The 18057-nt window shown below is 62.0% G+C and carries 20 protein-coding genes, 3 tRNA genes and 1 riboswitch; of the genes, 12 read left to right on the plus strand and 11 right to left on the minus strand.

The genetic code is table 11. The features are described 5' to 3' along the window. Positions 1-2: 2 nt before the first annotated feature. Positions 3-75 (minus strand) — tRNA-Lys (locus tag AC1Q6X_RS14830). A 120-nt stretch (positions 76-195) separates the two neighbouring features. Here AC1Q6X_RS14830 and AC1Q6X_RS14835 point away from each other — a divergent pair. Together AC1Q6X_RS14835 and AC1Q6X_RS14840 are read left to right on the plus strand one after the other, a co-directional pair. Further along, on the plus strand, positions 196-654 hold the full coding sequence (locus tag AC1Q6X_RS14835) for a MarR family winged helix-turn-helix transcriptional regulator (protein WP_492497690.1): 459 nt from the start codon (positions 196-198) through the stop codon (positions 652-654). Next, entirely contained in the window at positions 651-2144 is a 1494-nt protein-coding gene (locus AC1Q6X_RS14840) for an MDR family MFS transporter (RefSeq protein ID WP_492497691.1), read from the plus strand. Before AC1Q6X_RS14835 ends, AC1Q6X_RS14840 begins: the two co-directional genes overlap by 4 nt. On the opposite strand, the gene AC1Q6X_RS14845 is transcribed toward AC1Q6X_RS14840, so the two are convergent. Continuing rightward, positions 2138-3226: an NADH:flavin oxidoreductase/NADH oxidase gene (locus AC1Q6X_RS14845; protein ID WP_492497692.1), complete on the minus strand. Its 1089-nt coding sequence runs from the start codon at positions 3224-3226 to the stop codon at positions 2138-2140. The genes AC1Q6X_RS14840 and AC1Q6X_RS14845 overlap by 7 nt on opposite strands. 106 nt (positions 3227-3332) lie before the next feature. Between AC1Q6X_RS14845 and AC1Q6X_RS14850 the strand changes: the two genes are divergently transcribed. From AC1Q6X_RS14850 to AC1Q6X_RS14875, 6 genes are all read left to right on the plus strand, one after another. After that, a complete protein-coding gene (locus AC1Q6X_RS14850; protein ID WP_492404259.1) occupies positions 3333-3650 on the plus strand; it encodes an ArsR/SmtB family transcription factor in 318 nt (105 codons plus the stop codon). An 88-nt stretch (positions 3651-3738) separates the two neighbouring features. After that, positions 3739-5127, plus strand: a complete 1389-nt coding sequence (locus AC1Q6X_RS14855) for a hypothetical protein (protein ID WP_492497693.1) — start codon at positions 3739-3741, stop codon at positions 5125-5127. A 129-nt stretch (positions 5128-5256) separates the two neighbouring features. Next, positions 5257-6387, plus strand: a complete 1131-nt coding sequence (locus AC1Q6X_RS14860; protein ID WP_492497694.1) for an acyltransferase family protein — start codon at positions 5257-5259, stop codon at positions 6385-6387. A gap of 83 nt (positions 6388-6470) precedes the next feature. Continuing rightward, positions 6471-6743, plus strand: a complete 273-nt coding sequence (locus AC1Q6X_RS14865) for a BrnT family toxin (RefSeq protein ID WP_230505852.1) — start codon at positions 6471-6473, stop codon at positions 6741-6743. After that, entirely contained in the window at positions 6703-7002 is a 300-nt protein-coding gene (locus AC1Q6X_RS14870; protein ID WP_492419375.1) for a BrnA antitoxin family protein, read from the plus strand. The genes AC1Q6X_RS14865 and AC1Q6X_RS14870 overlap by 41 nt, the downstream gene beginning before the upstream one ends. Before the next feature lie 130 nt (positions 7003-7132). Next, positions 7133-8056, plus strand: a complete 924-nt coding sequence (locus AC1Q6X_RS14875) for a hypothetical protein (protein WP_492419377.1) — start codon at positions 7133-7135, stop codon at positions 8054-8056. A gap of 69 nt (positions 8057-8125) precedes the next feature. On the opposite strand, the gene AC1Q6X_RS14880 is transcribed toward AC1Q6X_RS14875, so the two are convergent. The 9 genes from AC1Q6X_RS14880 to ybgC form a co-directional block, all read right to left on the minus strand. Next, a tRNA-Lys gene (locus AC1Q6X_RS14880) sits at positions 8126-8201 on the minus strand. 89 nt (positions 8202-8290) lie between these two features. Further along, positions 8291-8366 (minus strand) — tRNA-Lys (locus tag AC1Q6X_RS14885). 67 nt (positions 8367-8433) lie between these two features. After that, complete coding sequence (gene ybgF, locus AC1Q6X_RS14890) at positions 8434-9192, minus strand: tol-pal system protein YbgF (protein ID WP_070219558.1); 759 nt, start codon at positions 9190-9192, stop codon at positions 8434-8436. A gap of 135 nt (positions 9193-9327) precedes the next feature. Further along, positions 9328-9849, minus strand: a complete 522-nt coding sequence (gene pal, locus AC1Q6X_RS14895) for a peptidoglycan-associated lipoprotein Pal (protein WP_034759187.1) — start codon at positions 9847-9849, stop codon at positions 9328-9330. 43 nt (positions 9850-9892) lie between these two features. Then, positions 9893-11161 (minus strand): Tol-Pal system beta propeller repeat protein TolB, encoded by a 1269-nt coding sequence (gene tolB / locus AC1Q6X_RS14900; protein WP_070219589.1) that lies wholly within the window; start codon positions 11159-11161, stop codon positions 9893-9895. A gap of 5 nt (positions 11162-11166) precedes the next feature. Beyond that, the gene (tolA, locus tag AC1Q6X_RS14905) at positions 11167-12171 is read right to left on the minus strand and encodes a cell envelope integrity protein TolA (protein ID WP_492497695.1); all 1005 of its coding nucleotides are present in this window, start codon (positions 12169-12171) and stop codon (positions 11167-11169) included. Between the two features lie 48 nt (positions 12172-12219). Then, entirely contained in the window at positions 12220-12660 is a 441-nt protein-coding gene (locus AC1Q6X_RS14910; protein ID WP_223278896.1) for an ExbD/TolR family protein, read from the minus strand. 15 nt (positions 12661-12675) lie between these two features. After that, on the minus strand, positions 12676-13365 hold the full coding sequence (gene tolQ / locus AC1Q6X_RS14915) for a protein TolQ (RefSeq protein WP_046682323.1): 690 nt from the start codon (positions 13363-13365) through the stop codon (positions 12676-12678). Between the two features lie 46 nt (positions 13366-13411). Further along, a complete protein-coding gene (ybgC, locus tag AC1Q6X_RS14920; protein ID WP_070219560.1) occupies positions 13412-13813 on the minus strand; it encodes a tol-pal system-associated acyl-CoA thioesterase in 402 nt (133 codons plus the stop codon). A 315-nt stretch (positions 13814-14128) separates the two neighbouring features. Beyond that, positions 14129-14253: riboswitch (ZMP/ZTP riboswitch) on the plus strand. A gap of 111 nt (positions 14254-14364) precedes the next feature. On the opposite strand from ybgC, the gene glyA reads away from it, so the two are divergent. The 4 genes from glyA (at position 14365) to AC1Q6X_RS14940 (ending at position 18013) form a co-directional block, all read left to right on the plus strand. Then, complete coding sequence (gene glyA / locus AC1Q6X_RS14925) at positions 14365-15612, plus strand: serine hydroxymethyltransferase (RefSeq protein WP_099409960.1); 1248 nt, start codon at positions 14365-14367, stop codon at positions 15610-15612. 143 nt (positions 15613-15755) lie between these two features. After that, positions 15756-16217 carry a transcriptional regulator NrdR gene (gene nrdR, locus AC1Q6X_RS14930; protein WP_034759169.1) on the plus strand — a complete coding sequence of 154 codons (462 nt, stop codon included), beginning with the start codon at positions 15756-15758 and terminating at the stop codon, positions 16215-16217. Between the two features lie 237 nt (positions 16218-16454). Next, on the plus strand, positions 16455-17039 hold the full coding sequence (gene pilV, locus AC1Q6X_RS14935; RefSeq protein WP_227742134.1) for a type IV pilus modification protein PilV: 585 nt from the start codon (positions 16455-16457) through the stop codon (positions 17037-17039). Continuing rightward, positions 17036-18013, plus strand: a complete 978-nt coding sequence (locus AC1Q6X_RS14940; RefSeq protein WP_230505855.1) for a PilW family protein — start codon at positions 17036-17038, stop codon at positions 18011-18013. Before pilV ends, AC1Q6X_RS14940 begins: the two co-directional genes overlap by 4 nt. Positions 18014-18057: the final 44 nt, after the last annotated feature.

Raw genomic sequence — 18057 nt, forward strand, 5'->3', positions numbered from 1 at the left:
GGTAGGCCGTGCGGGATTCGAACCTGCGACCAACGGATTAAAAGTCCGCTGCTCTACCAGCTGAGCTAACGACCCAAGGGCGGCTATTATGACGGCCAACGGCGGTTTTGGGAAGGGCCGGGGTGGAAAAAAGCCTTGCGTGGCCCTCATGCTCGGTCTAATATAGGTAGATAGCCTACCTATTTAACTCATTCCATGCCTATTACCGAAGACCTTCCCATCCCCGAACGCGCGCTGGCGCTGTCCGATGACTTGCGCGTGGCGTTCAAGCGCCTGTTGCGCTCCATGCAGCGCGAAGGGGGCGAGCTGGAGGGCGGCGTATCGATGATGCAGTACATGCTGCTGGCGCTGATCCACGAGCAGCCCGGCATCGGCGTGGCCGCGCTGGCGCGGCTGCAGAACGTGCGCGGGCCCACCGTCAGCGCCCAGGTCAAGTCGCTCGAAGAGGCGGGGCTGGTCGAGCGCAGTGCGCCCGATCCGCAGGACCGCCGGCGTTCGGGCCTGCACGTGTCGGCGCAAGGCTTGACCATGCTCGAGGCCCTGCGCGCGCGGCGTCGCGATGCGCTGGCGCGGCGCATCGCCCGCTTGTCGCCGCAGCAGGTCGATGCACTGGAAGCCGCCATGCAGCCCTTGCTTGAGATCGGACAAGCATGAGCCGCCACGATCAAGCCTCCGATGCTGTAAAACCCGTCACCGAGCGCGAAGTGCGCGCCATCTACCTGGGGCTGATGGCCGTGCTGGGCCTGGGCGCGCTGGACCAGAGCATCGTCGCCACGGCCCTGCCGCGCATCGTCGACGACCTGGGCGGCATGGCGCATCTGTCGTGGGTGGTGACAGCGTATGTGCTGGCGTCGACGGCCACCATGCCCCTGTACGGCAAGCTGGCCGACCAGTACGGCCGCCGTCCCATGATCTTTACGGCCCTGCTGACCTTTTTGCTCGGTTCCGTGCTGTGCGGGCTGGCGCAGAACATGACGGAACTGATTATCTTCCGCGCCATCCAGGGCCTCGGTGCGGGCGGCTTCATGCCGCTGGCGCAAATCATCATCGGCGACGTCGTGCCGCCCGCCGAACGGGGCAAGCGGCAAGGCATGGTGCCCATCGTGTTTGCCGTCACCAGCGTGCTGGGGCCCGTGCTGGGCGGCGTCATTACGGATGCCCTGTCGTGGCACTGGATTTTTTATGTGAACCTGCCCATCGGCGCGGCCGCCTTTGTCATCATCGCGCGCGCCATGCGCAAGCCGGCGCGCACGCATGCGCACAAGATCGACTACCTGGGTTCCGCCTTGCTGACGGGCGCCGTCACGGCGGCCCTGTTGGTGCTGGCGCTGGGCGGCACGGAGTGGCCGTGGGACTCTCTCGCCGTCAAGGTGTGCGGCGGCGTCGCCCTGTTGCTGGGCGCCTGGCTGGCCTTCCACGTGGGCAGGGTGGACGAACCCGTGCTGCCGCCCGACCTGTTCGAGAACCGCACCTTCAATATCGCCAGCCTGGTGATGGCCATGACTTTCATGGGTCTGATGGGCGCCAGCGTCTTCTTCCCCCTGTTCTTCCAGCTGGTGATGGGTACGAGTCCCGCCGAATCGGGCGTGATGACGGTGGCGATGATGGTGGGGCTGGTGGCGTCGTCGATGTTCAACGGCCGCGTGCTGTCGCGCTCGGGCAAGTACAAGATGGTGCAGGTGGCGGGGCTGGCCGTGGCGCTGCTGGCGTTTGCCGTGCTGGCCTGGGCCATGGAAACGTCGCGCGGTTACTGGGTCATCGAACCGGCCATCTTTCTGCTCGGCACGGGATTAGGATTGGTGATGCCGAACATGACGATCGCCGTGCAAAATGCCTTGCCCCTGGCGCGCCGCGGCGTGGGCACGGCCATGCTGGCCTTTTTCCGTTCGCTGGGCGGCTTGCTCGGCGTGACGGCGTCCGGCGCCATCCTCGCGCACCAGCTGCACCAGCATGGTGTGGAAGCCGTGTCGGCGCTGGGCGCGCAGGCGGCGGTACAGACGGTGGAAGTGTACCGCCATGCGATCGCCAGCGTGTTTGGCGCCGGCGCCGTGCTGCTGCTGGTGGGACTGGTCTTCCTGTTGTTCTTGCCGGAACTGCCCCTGGAGGGGCATCCGGCAACGTTAAAGCCCAAGACCGATCAGTAGCGCTCGAGCCAGTGCGCGTACGGCGCCGGCAGGGTCCACGAGGCGCGCTCGACGCCGAGTTCCTTGGCGGCAAAGTATGCCCAGTGCGGATTGGCCAGGTGCGCCTTGCCGACCATCACCACGTCGAGCTGTTCTTCCTTGACGACGCGCTCGGCGATGGCCGGCGTGCCGAAGCCCCAGGCGGACGAGACGGGCACGCCCGCCTCCGTGCGCACGCGCTCGGCGATCGGTCCCATGAAGGCCGGGCCCCACGGAATCGACACGTCGGGAATGGTAAAGCCCATGCTGACGCTGATCATGTCCATGCCCGCATCCTTGAACTGGCGCACGAGGCCGATCGATTCGAGCAGGGTTTGCTCGTCGCGGCCGTCGAATTCCAGCACGCCGAAACGGATGGTCAGCGGCAGGTGCTCGGGCCACACTTCACGCACGGCTTTCAAGGTTTCCAGCAGGAAGCGGCTGCGGTTTTCCACGCTGCCGCCATAGATATCGTCGCGCTGGTTCGAATGGGCGGAAAAGAAGCTTTGCGCCAGGTAGCCGTGGGCGAAGTGCAGTTCCAGCCACTCGAAGCCCACTTCACGGGCGCGAATGGCCGCGTCGACGAAGTTCTGTTTCACGCGGGCGATATCGTCGAGGTCCATGGCGCGCGGCACTTTCGGCAGGCCGCCGCCGAAGGCGATGGCGGACGGGGCGATGGTTTGCCAGCCGCGCGCATCGCCTTCAAGGATGTGGTCGTCGCCTTCCCATGGGCGGTTGGCGCTGGCCTTGCGGCCCGCGTGGGCGATCTGGATGCCGGGCACGGAGCCGGCCGCCTTGATGGCCTTGACGACAGGCACGAAGGCTTGCGCCAGGTCATCGTTCCAGATCCCCGTGCAGCCGGGCGTGATGCGGCCTTCGGGCGCCACGGCCGTCGCTTCGACGATCACCAGCCCGGCGCCGCCACGGGCCATGCCCGCGTAATGCGACAGATGCCAGTCGTTGGCCTGGCCATCGACGGCCATATACTGGCACATGGGCGGCACGGCGATGCGGTTGCGCAAGGTGATGTCTTTGAGGGTGTAGGGCTGGAAGAGGGCGGACATGGTGGCCTTTGTGTTTGTTAGTAGGAAAATGGGGAGATGCTGATTCGGTAGTTCGTAAATATTCGAAGAATGGAATTAGTATAGCGCATGCTGTATGATTCTGCTCATGCGTCCACACAAACATCCTCCCGCCAGCGAATTCGTCCTCGAGCGCGTGCTCTACGCCTTGAGCGATTCGATCCGCCTCGACATCGTGCGCCACCTGGCTAGAGTCGACGCGGCCGCTTGCGGCGACCTCGACGGCGGGCGGCCGAAATCGACCGTCTCTCACCATTTCAAGGTCTTGCGCGAAGCGGGCCTCGTCTACACGGAAAACGCGGGCACGACGCACATGAATACGCTGCGCCGCGCCGATATCGAGAGCCGTTTTCCCGGCTTGCTCGACGCCATCCTCGCGCAGCAGCCGCACGCGAATCAGTCCTGAGTCAGCCCTGAATCTGCCGTAGAATGCCTGCAAGATTGCCGAATTTGCAGCATGGGCGGGCAGTCCTGACCTGAAGGGCTGACGACGCATGAAAATTTTTGCACGATATCGCTGGCGGTGCGCCGCCGCTTTCGTATTGCTGACTGGCTGCTGGCCTTACACGGAGCCGGCCACGGGCGAATATGCTGCCGTGCTGCGGCGCGGCGAAAAGGTGACCAAGGCCGATACCTACGGACGGTTTGCCGCCTTGTCGGTCGAGTACCGCCAGGGCGGCGGCTCCCTGATGTCCACCGAGAATCACTCCATGCGGCTGATATATAACGACAAAATCGTCGTCAAGACCACCGATGGCATCGAACGCTGGACCGATTTCGCCCAGCCCGTGTATTTCGTCAAGCGGCAGGAAGACGACGGCATGCTGGCGCTGGTCCACGAGCAGGCGGGCAAGGCCGTGGTCGAGAAGATTGCGGCGTCGGAATACGGCTACCGTGGCAATGAGACGTACATGCATGGCTTCCCCCTGTCTCCGGGCGTGCGCTATTTCCCCGTCGATCAGCGTCCCGGTTTCCTGTTGCGTGGCCTGCCGCTGAAAACCACCGTGCTGCCCAGTCCGCCCGAAGGGGACGGCTACCTGCAAGCCTATGTTCTGGCGGCCATCTCGCCCGACGGGGCATCGTTTGCCTATGTCGACAGCGAATATGCGCCGTCCGTGATGCTGGTGGTCGATGCGGACGGCAAGCGGCGCGATCCCATTCCCTTGCCGAGAATCTACCTGGCGGACGCGCCCAGCTATCAATTCAACCCCTACGAGCGGCTGTGGGCCTGGTCGCGCACGGCGTTCGCATGGCACAAGAACGGCGCGGGCAGCTGGGAGGTCCGTCCGGACGGTATCGCGCCTGGCGCTGCCGGCGCACGCAGTGTAGTCGAGGAATTGTTTATCAGCGATCAAACCGGCTACCGTCGCTGTTTTGCCGCCGCCAATGCCGCCTGTCTGCCGGGCTGGCGCGCCGCGAACGCCGCCGAGCAGGCCAGGACTTTTGTGCGGGACGGCGACGCGCCGCCGTTTGCCTACGTGCCATCGGCCCCAACGGCCGCTTTTGGCTCCGCGGTCGGTGTGCTGTTGCTGTCCAGGGAATGCTGCCGTGTGCCGTCCTACCATCTGTATCTGGATGGCGCGCCGGCAGCGGTGACGGCGCAATTGTCCGCGCGCTTGCGCGAGAGCAAGACGCCTTTCGTGCGCGTCGATGAGTGTCCGCGCCGCACTGGCAATGACGGCAAGTGCGCGGCGCAACTGGCGCAGCAGCTCAAGCGGCCGGAATCGCTGGGGCGCGAGCTGGAGCAGTTGCTCGATACCTGGGAGGAGCGGGATGGCGTGCTGTTCGTCATGCCGTCGATGGTGGTCGCGGTGCGCGCGAACGCGCAGGGCGGCAGCGTGATCCAGACCCTGTTGCGCGCCGATTTGTCGCGCAAGGACTGATGGCGCTCATCTGCCGCGCGTCACCAAAGTGCCAGGCTCGGCTATGATGTCGGCCTTTCGGTAAATCCTCGGCCGCGCGCCTGTTGCGCGATGGGCTGGCGACACTACCTGGCACGGCAAGGATTGGGAATGACGGCAGCAGCAGTGGTATTACAGGCGGACCTGGCAAATCGTCCGCAGTTTGGCTGGATCAATGGTTTGAAGGCAGGCGCGGCGCAGTTGATCGTGTTGCACCATCTGGCGTTTTACGGGCCCATGTCCGACTACGTGCAGCCCCTGTGGCCCGAGTTGCTGGGCTGGCTGGGCGGCAGCGCGCGCATCGCCGTGCAAGTGTTTCTCGTCATCGGCGGCTTTCTCGTCGCCAAGTCCCTCTCTCCTGCAGGCCGTCCCGGCATCGCCACGCCCTTGCAGGCCGTCTGGCGCCGCTATGCCAAGCTGGCGCCGCCTTTCCTGGCCGCCACCTTGCTCGCGGCCATCATCACCCCTGTGGCCGGCATCTGGATGATGCACGACTCCATGTCGGCCGCCGTCACCCTGGGTCAGCTGAGCGCCCATGCCTTGCTGCTGCACGGCGTGCTCGGCTATGAGTCGCTGTCGGCAGGCGCCTGGTACGTGGCCATCGATTTCCAGCTGTACCTGCTGACGGTATTGCTGCTGTGGCTGGGCGGCCGCCTGGCCGGCCAGCGGCGCGGGCACTGGCTGATGCCGCTGGCCATCACTGTGGGCATCACTTTTTCCCTGTTGTATTTCAATCTGGACGCGGACTGGGACAATTGGGCGCCGTATTTCTTCGGCAGCTATGGCCTGGGGCTCATGGCCTGGTGGGCCAGCGACCCGGCCCGCAAGCCCGGCGCCATGACCGCGCTCATGGCCATGGCCGCCGTGCCCGTGCTGCTGGCCCTGGCTGTCGACTACCGCAGCCGCATCGCCCTGGCCCTGATCGTCGCCTGCGCCCTGTTCCTGTTCGGCCGCGCCCGCACCCCGTCGCAGGGCCGTGCCTGGAATATCGTCAACACTCTGGGCCGCATCTCGTATGCCGTCTTCCTCGTGCACTTTCCCGTCAGCCTGCTGGTGAATGCGCTGTTTATCAGCTATGTCCCGCTCGAACCGGAGTGGCAGGCGCTGGGCATGCTGACGGCTTGGGGCGCCAGTCTGGCGGCCGGCGCCGCGTTTTACCGCTGGGTGGAGGTGCCGCTGGGGCGGGTCGTGGGCGCGGTGGTCGCGCATCTGGCTGGAAGGCCGGTGTTGGCATCGCGTTGAGACCAGAGATGTAGCTTCTCTGATGGTGCCCTTGCTTCGAAAACAGGGCTGGATTTCCTCATTATTTGTTACTACAATAAATAATGAGAATCACTTTTGATGCTGTCAAGCGTGAAAAGACGCTCAGCGAGCGGGGTCTCGACTTTGCGCGTGCGCGCGAAGTGTTTGGCGGACTCACCATGACGCTGCCGGACCAGCGCCAGGACTATGGCGAACCCCGTTTCATCACTGCCGGCTGGCTCGACGAGCGCCTGGTAGTACTGGTCTGGACGCCGCGTGGACTGGCGCGCAGAATCATCAGCATGAGGAAAGCAAATGAACGCGAAATCGCAAAATACTGGCAAAGCCTGGGTTGATCCCGACGATGCGCCCGAATTGACGGACGGTTTTTTCGAGCAGGGCGTCTGGCAAGTGGGCGACAAGCCCGTTTCCCGTCCCGAGGCGCAACAGGAAGTGGCGCGCCGCCGCGGCAGGCCCGCCGGCACTGGTGGCAAAGTCAGCACGACCATACGCTTCGACGCCGAGATCCTCGATGCCTTCAAGGCCACCGGTGATGGCTGGCAAACGCGCATGAATGATGCGCTGAAGGAGTGGTTGCGGGCGCGGCGGACGTGATAGCGTATGCCGCAATATGAGTCGCAGCTAGGCAATTGCGTCTGTTTTTTGTGGTTTTGTTCGCGGCGCATGTGCAAGCAGCAAGGTATTCATTAATTTATTCCAAAGCTATCGTCGCTAAAGGGCGGAAATGAGTGCTCACGAACTTACAGACGATGAACTCGGTCAATTTGAGTCTTTCCCGCATCCGCCAAGTATCGCTGCTGTCCGCACCACAAATGTGTGGATTATCGAATGGCTATCGGTGGACGAGAAGCGTACTGGGCGTGACCTGCACGAATGGATGGAGGGGAGGCGTGCTGGATGGTCCATTTATTGTCCTTGTCAAACCAAGGCCGAAGTACTTGCGTCGATTGCTCGTGCAGAGCATTTAGCGAAGACGGTTGGAATGATTCCGGTACTTCATTTAGAGGCTCATGGTGGCGATGATGGCTTGTTTCCAAGTTCGGAAGTTGATGCGGAGGGACTGCGTTGGGAAGAGTTGACTGTTCCTCTTCAGAGCCTGAATAGGGCAACCAAATGTAATTTGCTTGTGGTTGTTGCTGCATGCACTGGTTTTGCTGTCATTCGCGCACTTAACAAGGGGCCACGCGCCCCGGCTATTGCAATCGTTGGGCCTGATGCTGAGATATTGCCGGGGCGGCTACTTGAGGGGACTAAGGAATTTTATCGTGGCTGGATGGCCGGTAATCTTTCACTGACTGATATCGTGTTAAGCGCATCTCGCGAAACTGGTTCTACTCATTTTGTATTGGAGCCTTTTGCCACATTTTGCTATGAAGTAATGGCAGAAAACTTAATTAAGTCGATTCGCCCTGACGAGCGGTCAAAGCGGCTCGAGAGATTGCGGGTACGATTTGCAGCGGAGCGTGATGAATTAAGTGATTCAAAAATAGAGGCGCAATTGGCGCGGCTTCCCATTGTGTCCCCTCGGGAGTGGCAGCAAGAGGTTTGGGATCATATGTTCATGATTGATGTTTTCCCGGAAAATAGGGAGCGTTTTGGCGTCGATTGGGAGGAGATCACACGCCGCGTGGAATTAATGATAGGCTGAAATCGGGCGTGATTGTGGCTGCCCAAAACAAAAAAGCCAACCGCGAACGGTTGGCTTCTCTGTAGTATTTGGTAGGCCGTGCGGGATTCGAACCTGCGACCAACGGATTAAAAGTCCGCTGCTCTACCAGCTGAGCTAACGACCCAAAAACTTTTTACAACAACTTCGGTAACACTGTGCCGTAAAAAAATGCTTGCTATAACAACTCGCAAGCAGATCAGTACTGCGTATTCGTGGTAGGCCGTGCGGGATTCGAACCTGCGACCAACGGATTAAAAGTCCGCTGCTCTACCAGCTGAGCTAACGACCCGAAGAAGAAAGATTATAGGGGGTGCCCGGGATTCTGTCAAACCTAACGGGCAACTTTTTCCCCGCTTTTACTTTTTACCGGCCCGTTCCTTGGCCGCTTGCGCCGCGCTGGAGTCCGGGTAGCGCGAGATCAGGGCGTTCAGCGTCTTGGTGGCGTTCGGCTTGTCTTTCAGCTCCGTGTAGCAGCTGGCGATGTTGAGCATGGCGTCGGGCGCCTTCGGGCTGTCCGCGTAGTGTTTCAGCACTGCCTGCTGGGCCGTGATGGCGTTTTTGCAGTCGCGCTGGGCGTAATAGGCGTTGCCCAGCCAGTATTGCGCGTTGGCTGCGTACGCCGATTCCGGATAGCGCTTGACGAAGGCGTCCAGGGCCGTGACGGCGCCCTTGTAGTCGCCCGACTTGAACAGGCCGAACGCGGACTCGTACGCGCTTTGCTCGGACACGCCCACGGCCGCTTCCTGGCCGTCGATGGTGACCTGGCGCGGTTCGAGCTTGCGCAGGCGCGCGTCGATGTCGGTGTAGAAATCCTTCTGGCGCTTTTGCACATTTGCCAGGTCGTTGCCCAGCACTTCGATCTGGCCGCGCAGGCGGGCGATCTCCTGCATGGTCTGGTCGTGCTGGTTGAGCAGGCTCAGGGTGCTGGTCTTGTCCGCCTTGGCGTCGATGCGGCCGTTCAGGTCGCGCGCCATGGCGTCGACCTTGGCGCGCAGCTCGAGGATGGCTTTGCGTGCTTCGTCGTCGTCGAACAGGGCGGCGTTGGCGTGCAGGGGCAGGTAGGCAAACGCGGCCATCAAGGCGGCGGCGACGCCGGCTTTCGAGAATGTCATCATGGGTCGGGCTTTCTAAGGTTACGCAAAACATGCAAACGGGGCGCCGGGCGGTGAATCACCGCGCTGCGCCCCATTATTATGCCTATGACTGGCCAGTTAGGTAAGCGCCAATGCTGCCGCGCTCACCCGTCAACATCAATAAACGATGTCAGCGCGGCGGTTTTCAGCCCATGCTGCTTCGTTGCTGCCTTGTGCTTTAGGCTTTTCTTTGCCCAGCGACACGGCTTCCATTTGGCCTTCTGGCACGCCCAGGGCAGCCATCGACTTGCGCACGGCTTCAGCACGTTTCTGGCCCAGGGCCAGGTTGTACTCAGCGCCACCGCGTTCATCGGTGTTACCTTGGATCAGGATCTTGCGCGATGGGGTTTTCACCAGGTAAGCAGCGTGGTTTTGCACGACTGGGGTGTCCGCTTCGCGCACGACGTATTTGTCGAAGTCGAAGTAGATGCTGCGGTTAGCCAGCACGCCTTTTGGATCGTCCAGTGGATCGACCGATGCGGTCGTTACTGGCTGAACTTGACGGGTGTCAACTGGAGCTGCGACTTTTTCAGGAGCGCGCTCAACCACTGGGGTCTCTGCAACTTTGACTGGGGTGCTGCAGGCGGACAGCAGGGCTGCGGTAGCGGCGATGAAAGCCAAACTTTTAAAGTTACTCATTTTTATTCTCCGGGTCATGGTTAAAGGTGAAACTGTACAGCATTTACTTCATAAAAGGACCCCAGGTGGGCTCCTTGATATTGCCAGCTTGCGTAGTCAAACGCTGTTTGACGCGGCCATCCACCGATACCACTGCCAGCGACTTGCGTCGTCCGGATTCGGTCGCGTACATGATATATTTCCCGTTGGGCGAAAAGCTCGGTGATTCGTCGTTGGCGGTGTCCGACAGGCGCAGTTCCTGGCCACTAGCCAGGTCGAGCGCGTAGAGCTGGAAATTGCCGTCGCGACGGGAAATATAAGCGAGTGTCTTCCCGTCGGACGAAATCCGCGGGCTGATGTTGTAGGAGCCGCCAAACGTCACGCGCTTGGCTTCGCCACCGCTGGTCGACATGCGGTAGATTTGTGGTCCGCCGCTGCGATCGCTGGTGAAGTAAATACTTTGGCCATCGGCCGAGAATTGGGGTTCCGTATCGATGCCGCTGCTGGTGCTGACGCGGCGCAAGCCGCTGCCGTCGGCATTGACGGTGTAGACCTGGGTATGGCCGTCGCGCGACAGGGCCACGGCCAGGCGCGAGCCGTCCGGGCTCCAGCTCGGCGCGGAATTGCTGCCTTTTTCATTCGACACGATGGTGCGCTGGCGCGTCACCAGGTTTTGCACGTAGACGATGGGCTTTTTCTTTTCAAACGACACATACGCGACCTTGGTGCCGTCCGGCGACCACGATGGCGAAATGATCGGCTCGTTCGAGCGCAGGGCGACCTGAATGCCTTCGCCATCGGCGTCGGCGATTTCCAGGCGGTATTCGCGGCCCGATTGCGTGACGTAGGCGATGCGGGTGGCGAACGCGCCCTTGACGCCCGTCAGCTTTTCATAGATGTCGTCGGCGATCTTGTGCGCCAGCAGGCGGTTGAACTGCGGCGCGGCCGCATTGTTCATGCTGGAAATCTGCGCGCCCTTGATGGTGTCGAACAGTTTGTAGCGCACGTCCAGGCGGCCATCGGCCATGCTTTGCACGCTGCCGGCCGCCAGCGCGTCGGCGCCGCGCGATTTCCACTGCTCGTAGCTGACGGGCGCCGTTTCCGCCACGGGCGCATCGGCGTCGATCAGCTTGAACACGCCGCTGCGCGCCAGGTCGGCCTTGATAATGCCCGACAGCGATTGCGGCGCCGCCGATTCATTGACGAAGCTGGCCACAGCCACCGGGATCTGGTTGCTGCCGATCCCCGTAATCTCCACGCGCAGCTGCGCCTGGGCGCTTGACGCTCCCAGCATCAGGCTGGCGCAGAGCACGACATAGCTCATTTTTTTCATGGTCATCATTTAGGCAAATCCTTCATCTCGAATATGAGTTCAATCTCGCGTTCCACGGTGCCGTCTTTTTTCTTCGGCAGTGGCGACGATTTATTAATGGCGTTTTCCACCGAGCTGTCATACGCCGGCAGGCCGCTGCTTTTAATCTTTCGGACCGAAATAATTTCCCCAGTTGGCAGTTGCTCGATCTTGAACACGGCGCGCGGGTTGCCCGGCACCTCCGTGCTACCGCTGTACGCGATATTGCTCTTGATCTTGCTCGTCAGGGCAGCGACATAGCCGCTGTCCTTGCGTGGCGCGGTCGCTTTCGCGGCCGTGCCCGTGGTGCCGTTGCCTGCCTGCGCCATCAGGCGCTTCATATCATCGGCACGCAATTTGTCTGCCGCCGCTTTTTCGGCAGCTGCTTTTTTTGCCTTGGCGGCTTTTTCCGCCGCCGCTTTTTTCTCGGACAGTTCTTTCTCGGCTTTTTCTTCCGCCGCTTTTTCTGCTTTTTCTTTCTCTTTGGCCAGCTTGGCTTTCTCCAGCTTGTCAGCCTTGTCTTTTTCTTTCTGCTTCTGTTTTTCCAGTTCGCGCTTTTCTTCCTCGCGTTCCTTCTGTTCCTGCTTGCGGCGTTCTTGCTCTGCCGCTTTCTCTTTTTCTTCCTTCAGCTTGGCCTTCTTGCGTTCCAGGGCGATCTCCGCCTCGCGCAGGTCGACCTTCGGCTCGGGCGCGGCCACGGGCGGCGGTGGCGGCGGGGCCGGCTGTTCCACTTGCGGTTCCGGCGGCGGGGCGGGTGTCGGCTCCGGTTCCGTCGCCACTTCGGGCGGCGGCGCGGCCGTCTGCACTTTCATGTCCCACACTTCCGCTTCGACGGCGACAGGTTCCGTATTTTGCCAGTGTACGCCCACCCACAGGAAAAACAGCAGGCCAAGGTGCATCGCCAGCGCCAGGCCCAGCGAGGGCCAGCGGCTGCGTTCGCGCGGCACGCTGTAGGGCTTGCCGAGTACATGGTCGATTTGTTTGTTCTGCAAAGTCTAGTCTATCTAAAAACGGTCAAGTCTGGAAACAGGATGCTGCGCTTACTTGGTGGCCAGGCCGACACGGGTAATGCCCATCTTTTTCGCTTCCGAAATGAGCTGGATCACATCGTCGTACTTGCTTTCCTTGTCGCCCGCGATCATCACGGGATAGTCGGGATTGCTTTCATGCAAACCGCGCAGCTTGCGCAGCAGCGCGTCGCGGTTCGGTTCCGTTTCCGGCGACAGCTGTTCCTTGCCGATGACGCCGATCGACAGCGAACCATTCGGTTTCAGCACGATCTGAATATAGTCATCGGGCGGTTTCGCCGACTTTTCCGCGTTGGGCAGGTTCACCACGCTGGGATTGTTCGACGACGGCATCACCATGAAAATGATCAGCAGCACCAGCATCACGTCGATATACGGCACGACGTTGATCTCGGACTTGAACTTGCGGCCACGGCCACCGCGCATGCCGCCGCTATTGAATGAGGAACCCATGGACGCTGCTCCCTCTTAGCGCGACTGGCGCTGCAGGATGTTGGAGAATTCCTCGACGAAGCTCTCGAAGCGGATCGCCAGGCGGTCGATGTCATGCGAAAAACGGTTGTAGGCGACGACGGCGGGAATGGCCGCGAACAGGCCGATGGCGGTGGCGATCAGCGCTTCGGCAATGCCGGGCGCGACGGCGGCCAGGGTTGCTTGCTGCACGTTGGCCAGGCCGCGGAAGGCGTTCATGATGCCCCAGACGGTACCGAGCAGGCCGATGTACGGCGAGACGGAGCCGACGGAAGCGAGGAAGGCCAGGTGCGATTCGAGCACGTCCATTTCACGCTGGAAAGCGGCGCGCATGGCGCGGCGTGCGCCGTCGAGCACGGCGCCCACGTCCAGCGCTTCGCGCGAACCGTAGGAAGCCTTGCCCTTGATGAATTCGCCCATGCCGGCGTCGAAGATGCGGGCCAGCGCGCCGCTCTGGTCGCGGTTGCCGCTGGCGTTCTGGTGCAGCGCATGCAGGTTGCCGCCAGCCCAGAAGCTGCGTTCGAATTCGATGGTTTGCTTGCGCGCCTGGCGCACGGCAAACATCTTGCGGAAAATGTAGGTCCAGCTGGTCAGGGAAATCAGCAGCAGCAGGGCCATGATCAGTTGCACGATCAGGTGGGCATTGGTGATGAGCGCGAGGAAAGAAAGATCTTGTGTAACGTTCATTGGCAGGCAGTCTGTTGGGTGAATTATCCGGGGGTGGCGGTAGGGCTCAGGTGGCGCGCATGCGGGCCGCGACTGCATCAGGCACGGCGCGCGGGCGCATGCTTGAGTCGACGCAGCCGATCTTGACGCGGGCCGTGTTGAGCAGGCGGTCGCCGCACCAGGCTTGTTGCAGGAAAACGATGGAGGCGCGCCCCATTTTTTCTATACTTAAGGTTAATCTTACCGTGTCATCGAGCCTGGCTGGCGCATGATAGTCGGCGTTGACGCTTTTGACAACGAACATCGCGTCGTGCTGTTCCAGCAGTTCCTGCTGGCCCACGTCGATGGCGCGCAGCCATTCCGTGCGTGCGCGCTCGAAGAATTTGAGGTAGTTAGCGTAATAGACGATGCCGCCGGCGTCGGTGTCTTCATAGTAGACACGTACGTTCCAGGTAAAGACTGAAGGCATGTTTATTGCGCCAGTAGTGAGATTGAGCAACATTTTACGCGATTTTTCTTCTTGTGACTGTGGGCGCTTGCTGGAAAGCCATGCAAAAGCTGCATATAAGTTGCACCGCAGCATTGTAAATCCGGGGCGGGCAATGGCAAGCCTCGTAACATACGCTTACAAGCCGCAGCCAAGTTTAAGTCCAGCTTAAGAGCGGCAGCCATGCCCCGGGGCGGCCTGCGGCCCTGTCCGGGCTGCGGCGGCGCGCGGCGATTATAGCCGCACGGTTGCATTCCTTGCTCAATTTGGGCACTTAACTTACAATTTGACTTCCATTACGTCTCACGTGACTGGCGAAAAGTCGGGCGATCTCCCTGAGTGGCGATCGGCAAACCGGCGAAAGGTGGGCACCCACCGGGAAACGTGAGATTTTTCATCAGCCGTTCGCCTGGGTAGCCACTATGGAAAAGCACGAAGAGGCTGCCCGTCCAATGTTGTTATTCACTTAACGCCGGCTCCCCTCATTCGATCCAACCTGCCAGTACAAGCACCCTCATACTTGGAGTTTTTACATGTTTGCAAAAGATCACACCCTCGCCAACGTCGATCCTGAATTGTTCGCCGTCATTCAAAAAGAAAACACGCGCCAGCACGATCACATCGAACTGATCGCCTCGGAGAACTACACGTCGCCAGCCGTAATGGAAGCGCAAGGCTCGCAGCTGACGAACAAGTACGCCGAAGGCTACCCGGGCAAGCGCTACTACGGCGGCTGCGAATACGTCGACGTGGCCGAGCAACTGGCCATCGACCGCGTCAAGAAACTGTTCGGCGCCGAATGCGCGAACGTGCAGCCGAATTCCGGCTCGCAGGCGAACCAGGGCGTGTTCTTCGCCATGTTGAAACCAGGCGACCTGATCATGGGCATGTCGCTGGCCGAAGGCGGTCACCTGACCCACGGCATGCCGCTGAACATGTCCGGCAAATGGTTTGACGTCGTGTCGTATGGCTTGACGGCGGAAGAAGACATCGACTACGAGGCGATGGAACGCCTGGCCCGCGAACGCAAGCCAAAACTGATCATCGCCGGCGCGTCCGCTTTCTCGAAAAAAATCGACTTCGAACGCTTCGGCAAGATCGCCAAGGAAGTGGGCGCCTACTTCATGGTGGACATGGCCCACTACGCGGGCCTGATCGCCGCCGGCCTGTACCCGAATCCGGTGCCGTTCGCCGACTTCGTCACCTCGACCACGCACAAATCGCTGCGCGGTCCGCGCGGCGGCATCATCCTGATGAAGGCCGAGCACGAAAAAGCCATCAACTCGGCCATCTTCCCTGGTATCCAGGGCGGCCCGCTGATGCACGTGATCGCCGGCAAGGCCGTCGCCTTCAAGGAAGCGCTGAGCCCTGAATTCGTCGAATACCAGAAGCAAGTGATCAAGAACGCCGACGTGCTGGCGAAAACCCTGATCAAGCGCGGCCTGCGCATCGTGTCCGGCGGCACCGAATCGCACGTCATGCTGGTCGACCTGCGCGCCAAGAACCTGACGGGCAAGGAAGCCGAAGCCATCCTCGGTTCCGCGCACATCACCTGCAACAAGAACGGCATCCCGAACGACCCGCAAAAACCCTTCGTCACCTCGGGCATCCGCCTGGGCAGCCCGGCGATGACGACGCGTGGTTTCAAGGAAGCGCAAGCGGAAGAAGTGGGCAACCTGATCGCCGACGTGCTGGACAATCCGCATGACGCCGCCACCATCGAGCGCGTCAAAGCGGCCGTGAAAGTGCTGGCCGACGCGCACCCTGTGTACGCAGCATAATTATTTGTCCAGAATGTGTCATACGGAGTAAGATTCCGTATGACACATTCCTTCGTGCCCAAGGGCGCCCGGAGTGATTCGGGCGCCCTTTGTACAAGGGCGGCGATTTCCCGTAATTATTACTATAAAGTTGTAACCAGCCCATGAAATGTCCATTTTGCCAGCACGGCGACACCCAGGTTCTCGATACGCGCGTATCGGAGGAAGGGGATGCCATTCGGCGCCGCCGCCGCTGCGGCAAATGCGACAAGCGGTTTACCACGTACGAGCGCATTGAACTTATCATGCCGGCCGTCGTCAAAAAGAATGGCAGCCGGACGGAGTTCGCTGCGGATAAGTTGCGCGGCAGTTTGATGCTGGCCTTGCGCAAGCGTCCCGTCGCGGCCGCCTCGGTGGATACGGCCATCGCGTCCATCCAGGAAAAACTGCTGACCAGCGGCTTGCGCGAAGTCGATTCCGGCTATATCGGCGAACTCGTCATGCAGGAACTCAAGCGCCTCGACAAGATCGCCTACATCCGCTTCGCTTCCGTCTACAAGAATTTCGAAGACCTGGCCGAGTTCCAGGATGCGATCGCCGAAGTGGGGCAGGCGCGCAAGCCCTGACGCCTGCTCGAAGCCTCTTGTTCGACGACGGGGCTGCTCATGTGCCCCGTTTTGCGCCCCGTGTTCACCACGCCAGCGCTCGCCTGGCAAGCGGCCTGATCAATAACTACGCCGTTCTTCTCCCCTTATCGCTGCGCTGTTTGCGCTTGCGCAGATCCCGTTTTTTGCGCGCGTCTATCGTGTAGCTGGGCCGCCTGTTCTTGCGACTCTTTCTGCGGAAGGGAGCAAGGCATGCACATGAGCGGTCGCACTATGTTTCCAGCGGGTGGCAGCAGCCTCGTCGAGGTGCTCGTGTCGCTGCTGCTGTTGGCGCTGGGCCTGCTCGGTGCCAGCATTTTGCAACTGCACTCCCTGCGCGCGCGCCATGAGTCGGCGCTGTTGTCGGCGGGCGCGCAGCTGGCGGCCGGCATGGCCGAGCGCATGCGCGCAAACGGCGTGCTCATGAATGGACCCGATGCGGGCAATCCCTACCTGAACGTGGCCTACGCGGCGGCGGACGACGCCGAAGCAGGCGGCACTGCGCCGGACTGCTTTGGCGCTAGCGCCTGCAGCGCGGCCGAACTGGCGCAATTCGACATCGCTGAATGGAAGCAATCGTTGCATGCGGCCTTGCCCGGCGCGCGCCTGCATATCTGCCGCGATGCCTCTGTTTGGGATGCCGCCGCGCAAGGCTTGCACTGGGCGTGCAGCGGCGGCAAGGGCGCGCCCATCGTCATCAAGCTGGGCTGGCGCGGCCGCTTGCCCGATGGCTCGCCCGCCGTGAATGCGGCAGGCGAGTCGCTGCCCAGGCTGGTATTCCAGCTGGGCGGAGGCGGCGCATGAACGGCGTGCATGCCGCGTGGCGCTGGCGGCGCGGCATGAGCCTCGTCGAATTGCTGGTGGCGCTGTCGCTGGGCGCGCTGCTGATGCTGGCCGCCAGTGGCGTGCTGGTGGCGGCTAGCGGCAGCTATGGCGACCAGTCCGCCAGCGCGCGGCTGGACGACAATGGCCGCTATGTGCTCGACACCATCGCCCGCGCCGTGCGCCAGACGGCGTACGTGAACTGGGATAGCAGCGCCGCGCCCGTCGCCCATGCCGATGACGACAGCGCCAATGTCGCCGGGCTCGACGCGCGCAGCCTGGGCAAGAACAGCGAAGGCATCAGCGGCGCGCTGCCCGGCGCCCTGCATGGCAGCGACGTGCTGGCCCTGCGCTATTACGGGGCCGGCAAGGAAGAGGGCGGCGACGGGTCCGTGCTCAATTGCGCCGGCTTTGGCGTGGGCGCCGCGCAAACGGAGGCGCAGCGGGGCTGGAGCATTTTTTATGTGGCGCACGGCGCCGATGGCGAAGGCGAACTGCGCTGCAAATACCGTGGCGCGAACGGCTGGGGCGCGGATGCCGTCATTCGTGGCGTCGACGGTTTCCAGGTGCTGTATGGCCTCGACACGGATACGCCGCCCGACGGCGTGGCGAACCGCTATGTCAACGCCAGTGCGCTCGACGCCTACGATGCGGCGCTGGTGCTGCAGGGCGCGGATGCGGCCGCGCGCCAGCGCGATTTGCGGCGCCGCACGCACTGGAAGCGCGTGGCCAGCGTGCGCGTGGCCTTGCTGCTGCATGGCGAGGCGGACCAGGCGGACAAGATGGCGGAGCTGGGGCCGGCGCAGTTCGACCTGTTCGGCAAGGCATATGCGGAGGCGCACGGCGCCGGCGACACGGGCGTGCGCGTCGCGCGCGCGTCCTTGCCCGCCGCGACGCGCTCCCGGCTGCGGCAACTGCTGCAGACGAGCATCATGCTGCGCAACGGGCCGGCCTAGGCGGGCGGCACGATGGCTGGCGCGGGCGTCCGCTGGTGCGAGCC

This window comes from Janthinobacterium sp. GW823-FHT06H09, assembly GCF_058794735.1.

Excerpts from the sequence above, each read along its gene's own strand:
- AC1Q6X_RS14875 (WP_492419377.1), top strand. The coding sequence starts at position 7,133 with ATGAGTGCTCACGAACTTACAGACGATGAACTCGGTCAATTTGAGTCT.
- AC1Q6X_RS14845 (WP_492497692.1), bottom strand. The coding sequence starts at position 3,226 with ATGTCCGCCCTCTTCCAGCCCTACACCCTCAAAGACATCACCTTGCGC.
- AC1Q6X_RS14940 (WP_230505855.1), top strand. The coding sequence starts at position 17,036 with ATGAACGGCGTGCATGCCGCGTGGCGCTGGCGGCGCGGCATGAGCCTC.
- AC1Q6X_RS14865 (WP_230505852.1), top strand. The coding sequence starts at position 6,471 with ATGAGAATCACTTTTGATGCTGTCAAGCGTGAAAAGACGCTCAGCGAG.
- AC1Q6X_RS14860 (WP_492497694.1), top strand. The coding sequence starts at position 5,257 with ATGACGGCAGCAGCAGTGGTATTACAGGCGGACCTGGCAAATCGTCCG.
- pilV (WP_227742134.1), top strand. The coding sequence starts at position 16,455 with ATGAGCGGTCGCACTATGTTTCCAGCGGGTGGCAGCAGCCTCGTCGAG.
- AC1Q6X_RS14910 (WP_223278896.1), bottom strand. The coding sequence starts at position 12,660 with ATGGGTTCCTCATTCAATAGCGGCGGCATGCGCGGTGGCCGTGGCCGC.
- nrdR (WP_034759169.1), top strand. The coding sequence starts at position 15,756 with ATGAAATGTCCATTTTGCCAGCACGGCGACACCCAGGTTCTCGATACG.
- AC1Q6X_RS14840 (WP_492497691.1), top strand. The coding sequence starts at position 651 with ATGAGCCGCCACGATCAAGCCTCCGATGCTGTAAAACCCGTCACCGAG.
- tolQ (WP_046682323.1), bottom strand. The coding sequence starts at position 13,365 with ATGAACGTTACACAAGATCTTTCTTTCCTCGCGCTCATCACCAATGCC.
- AC1Q6X_RS14870 (WP_492419375.1), top strand. The coding sequence starts at position 6,703 with ATGAACGCGAAATCGCAAAATACTGGCAAAGCCTGGGTTGATCCCGAC.
- AC1Q6X_RS14850 (WP_492404259.1), top strand. The coding sequence starts at position 3,333 with ATGCGTCCACACAAACATCCTCCCGCCAGCGAATTCGTCCTCGAGCGC.
- glyA (WP_099409960.1), top strand. The coding sequence starts at position 14,365 with ATGTTTGCAAAAGATCACACCCTCGCCAACGTCGATCCTGAATTGTTC.
- AC1Q6X_RS14835 (WP_492497690.1), top strand. The coding sequence starts at position 196 with ATGCCTATTACCGAAGACCTTCCCATCCCCGAACGCGCGCTGGCGCTG.
- AC1Q6X_RS14855 (WP_492497693.1), top strand. The coding sequence starts at position 3,739 with ATGAAAATTTTTGCACGATATCGCTGGCGGTGCGCCGCCGCTTTCGTA.
- ybgC (WP_070219560.1), bottom strand. The coding sequence starts at position 13,813 with ATGCCTTCAGTCTTTACCTGGAACGTACGTGTCTACTATGAAGACACC.
- pal (WP_034759187.1), bottom strand. The coding sequence starts at position 9,849 with ATGAGTAACTTTAAAAGTTTGGCTTTCATCGCCGCTACCGCAGCCCTG.
- tolB (WP_070219589.1), bottom strand. The coding sequence starts at position 11,161 with ATGAAAAAAATGAGCTATGTCGTGCTCTGCGCCAGCCTGATGCTGGGA.
- ybgF (WP_070219558.1), bottom strand. The coding sequence starts at position 9,192 with ATGATGACATTCTCGAAAGCCGGCGTCGCCGCCGCCTTGATGGCCGCG.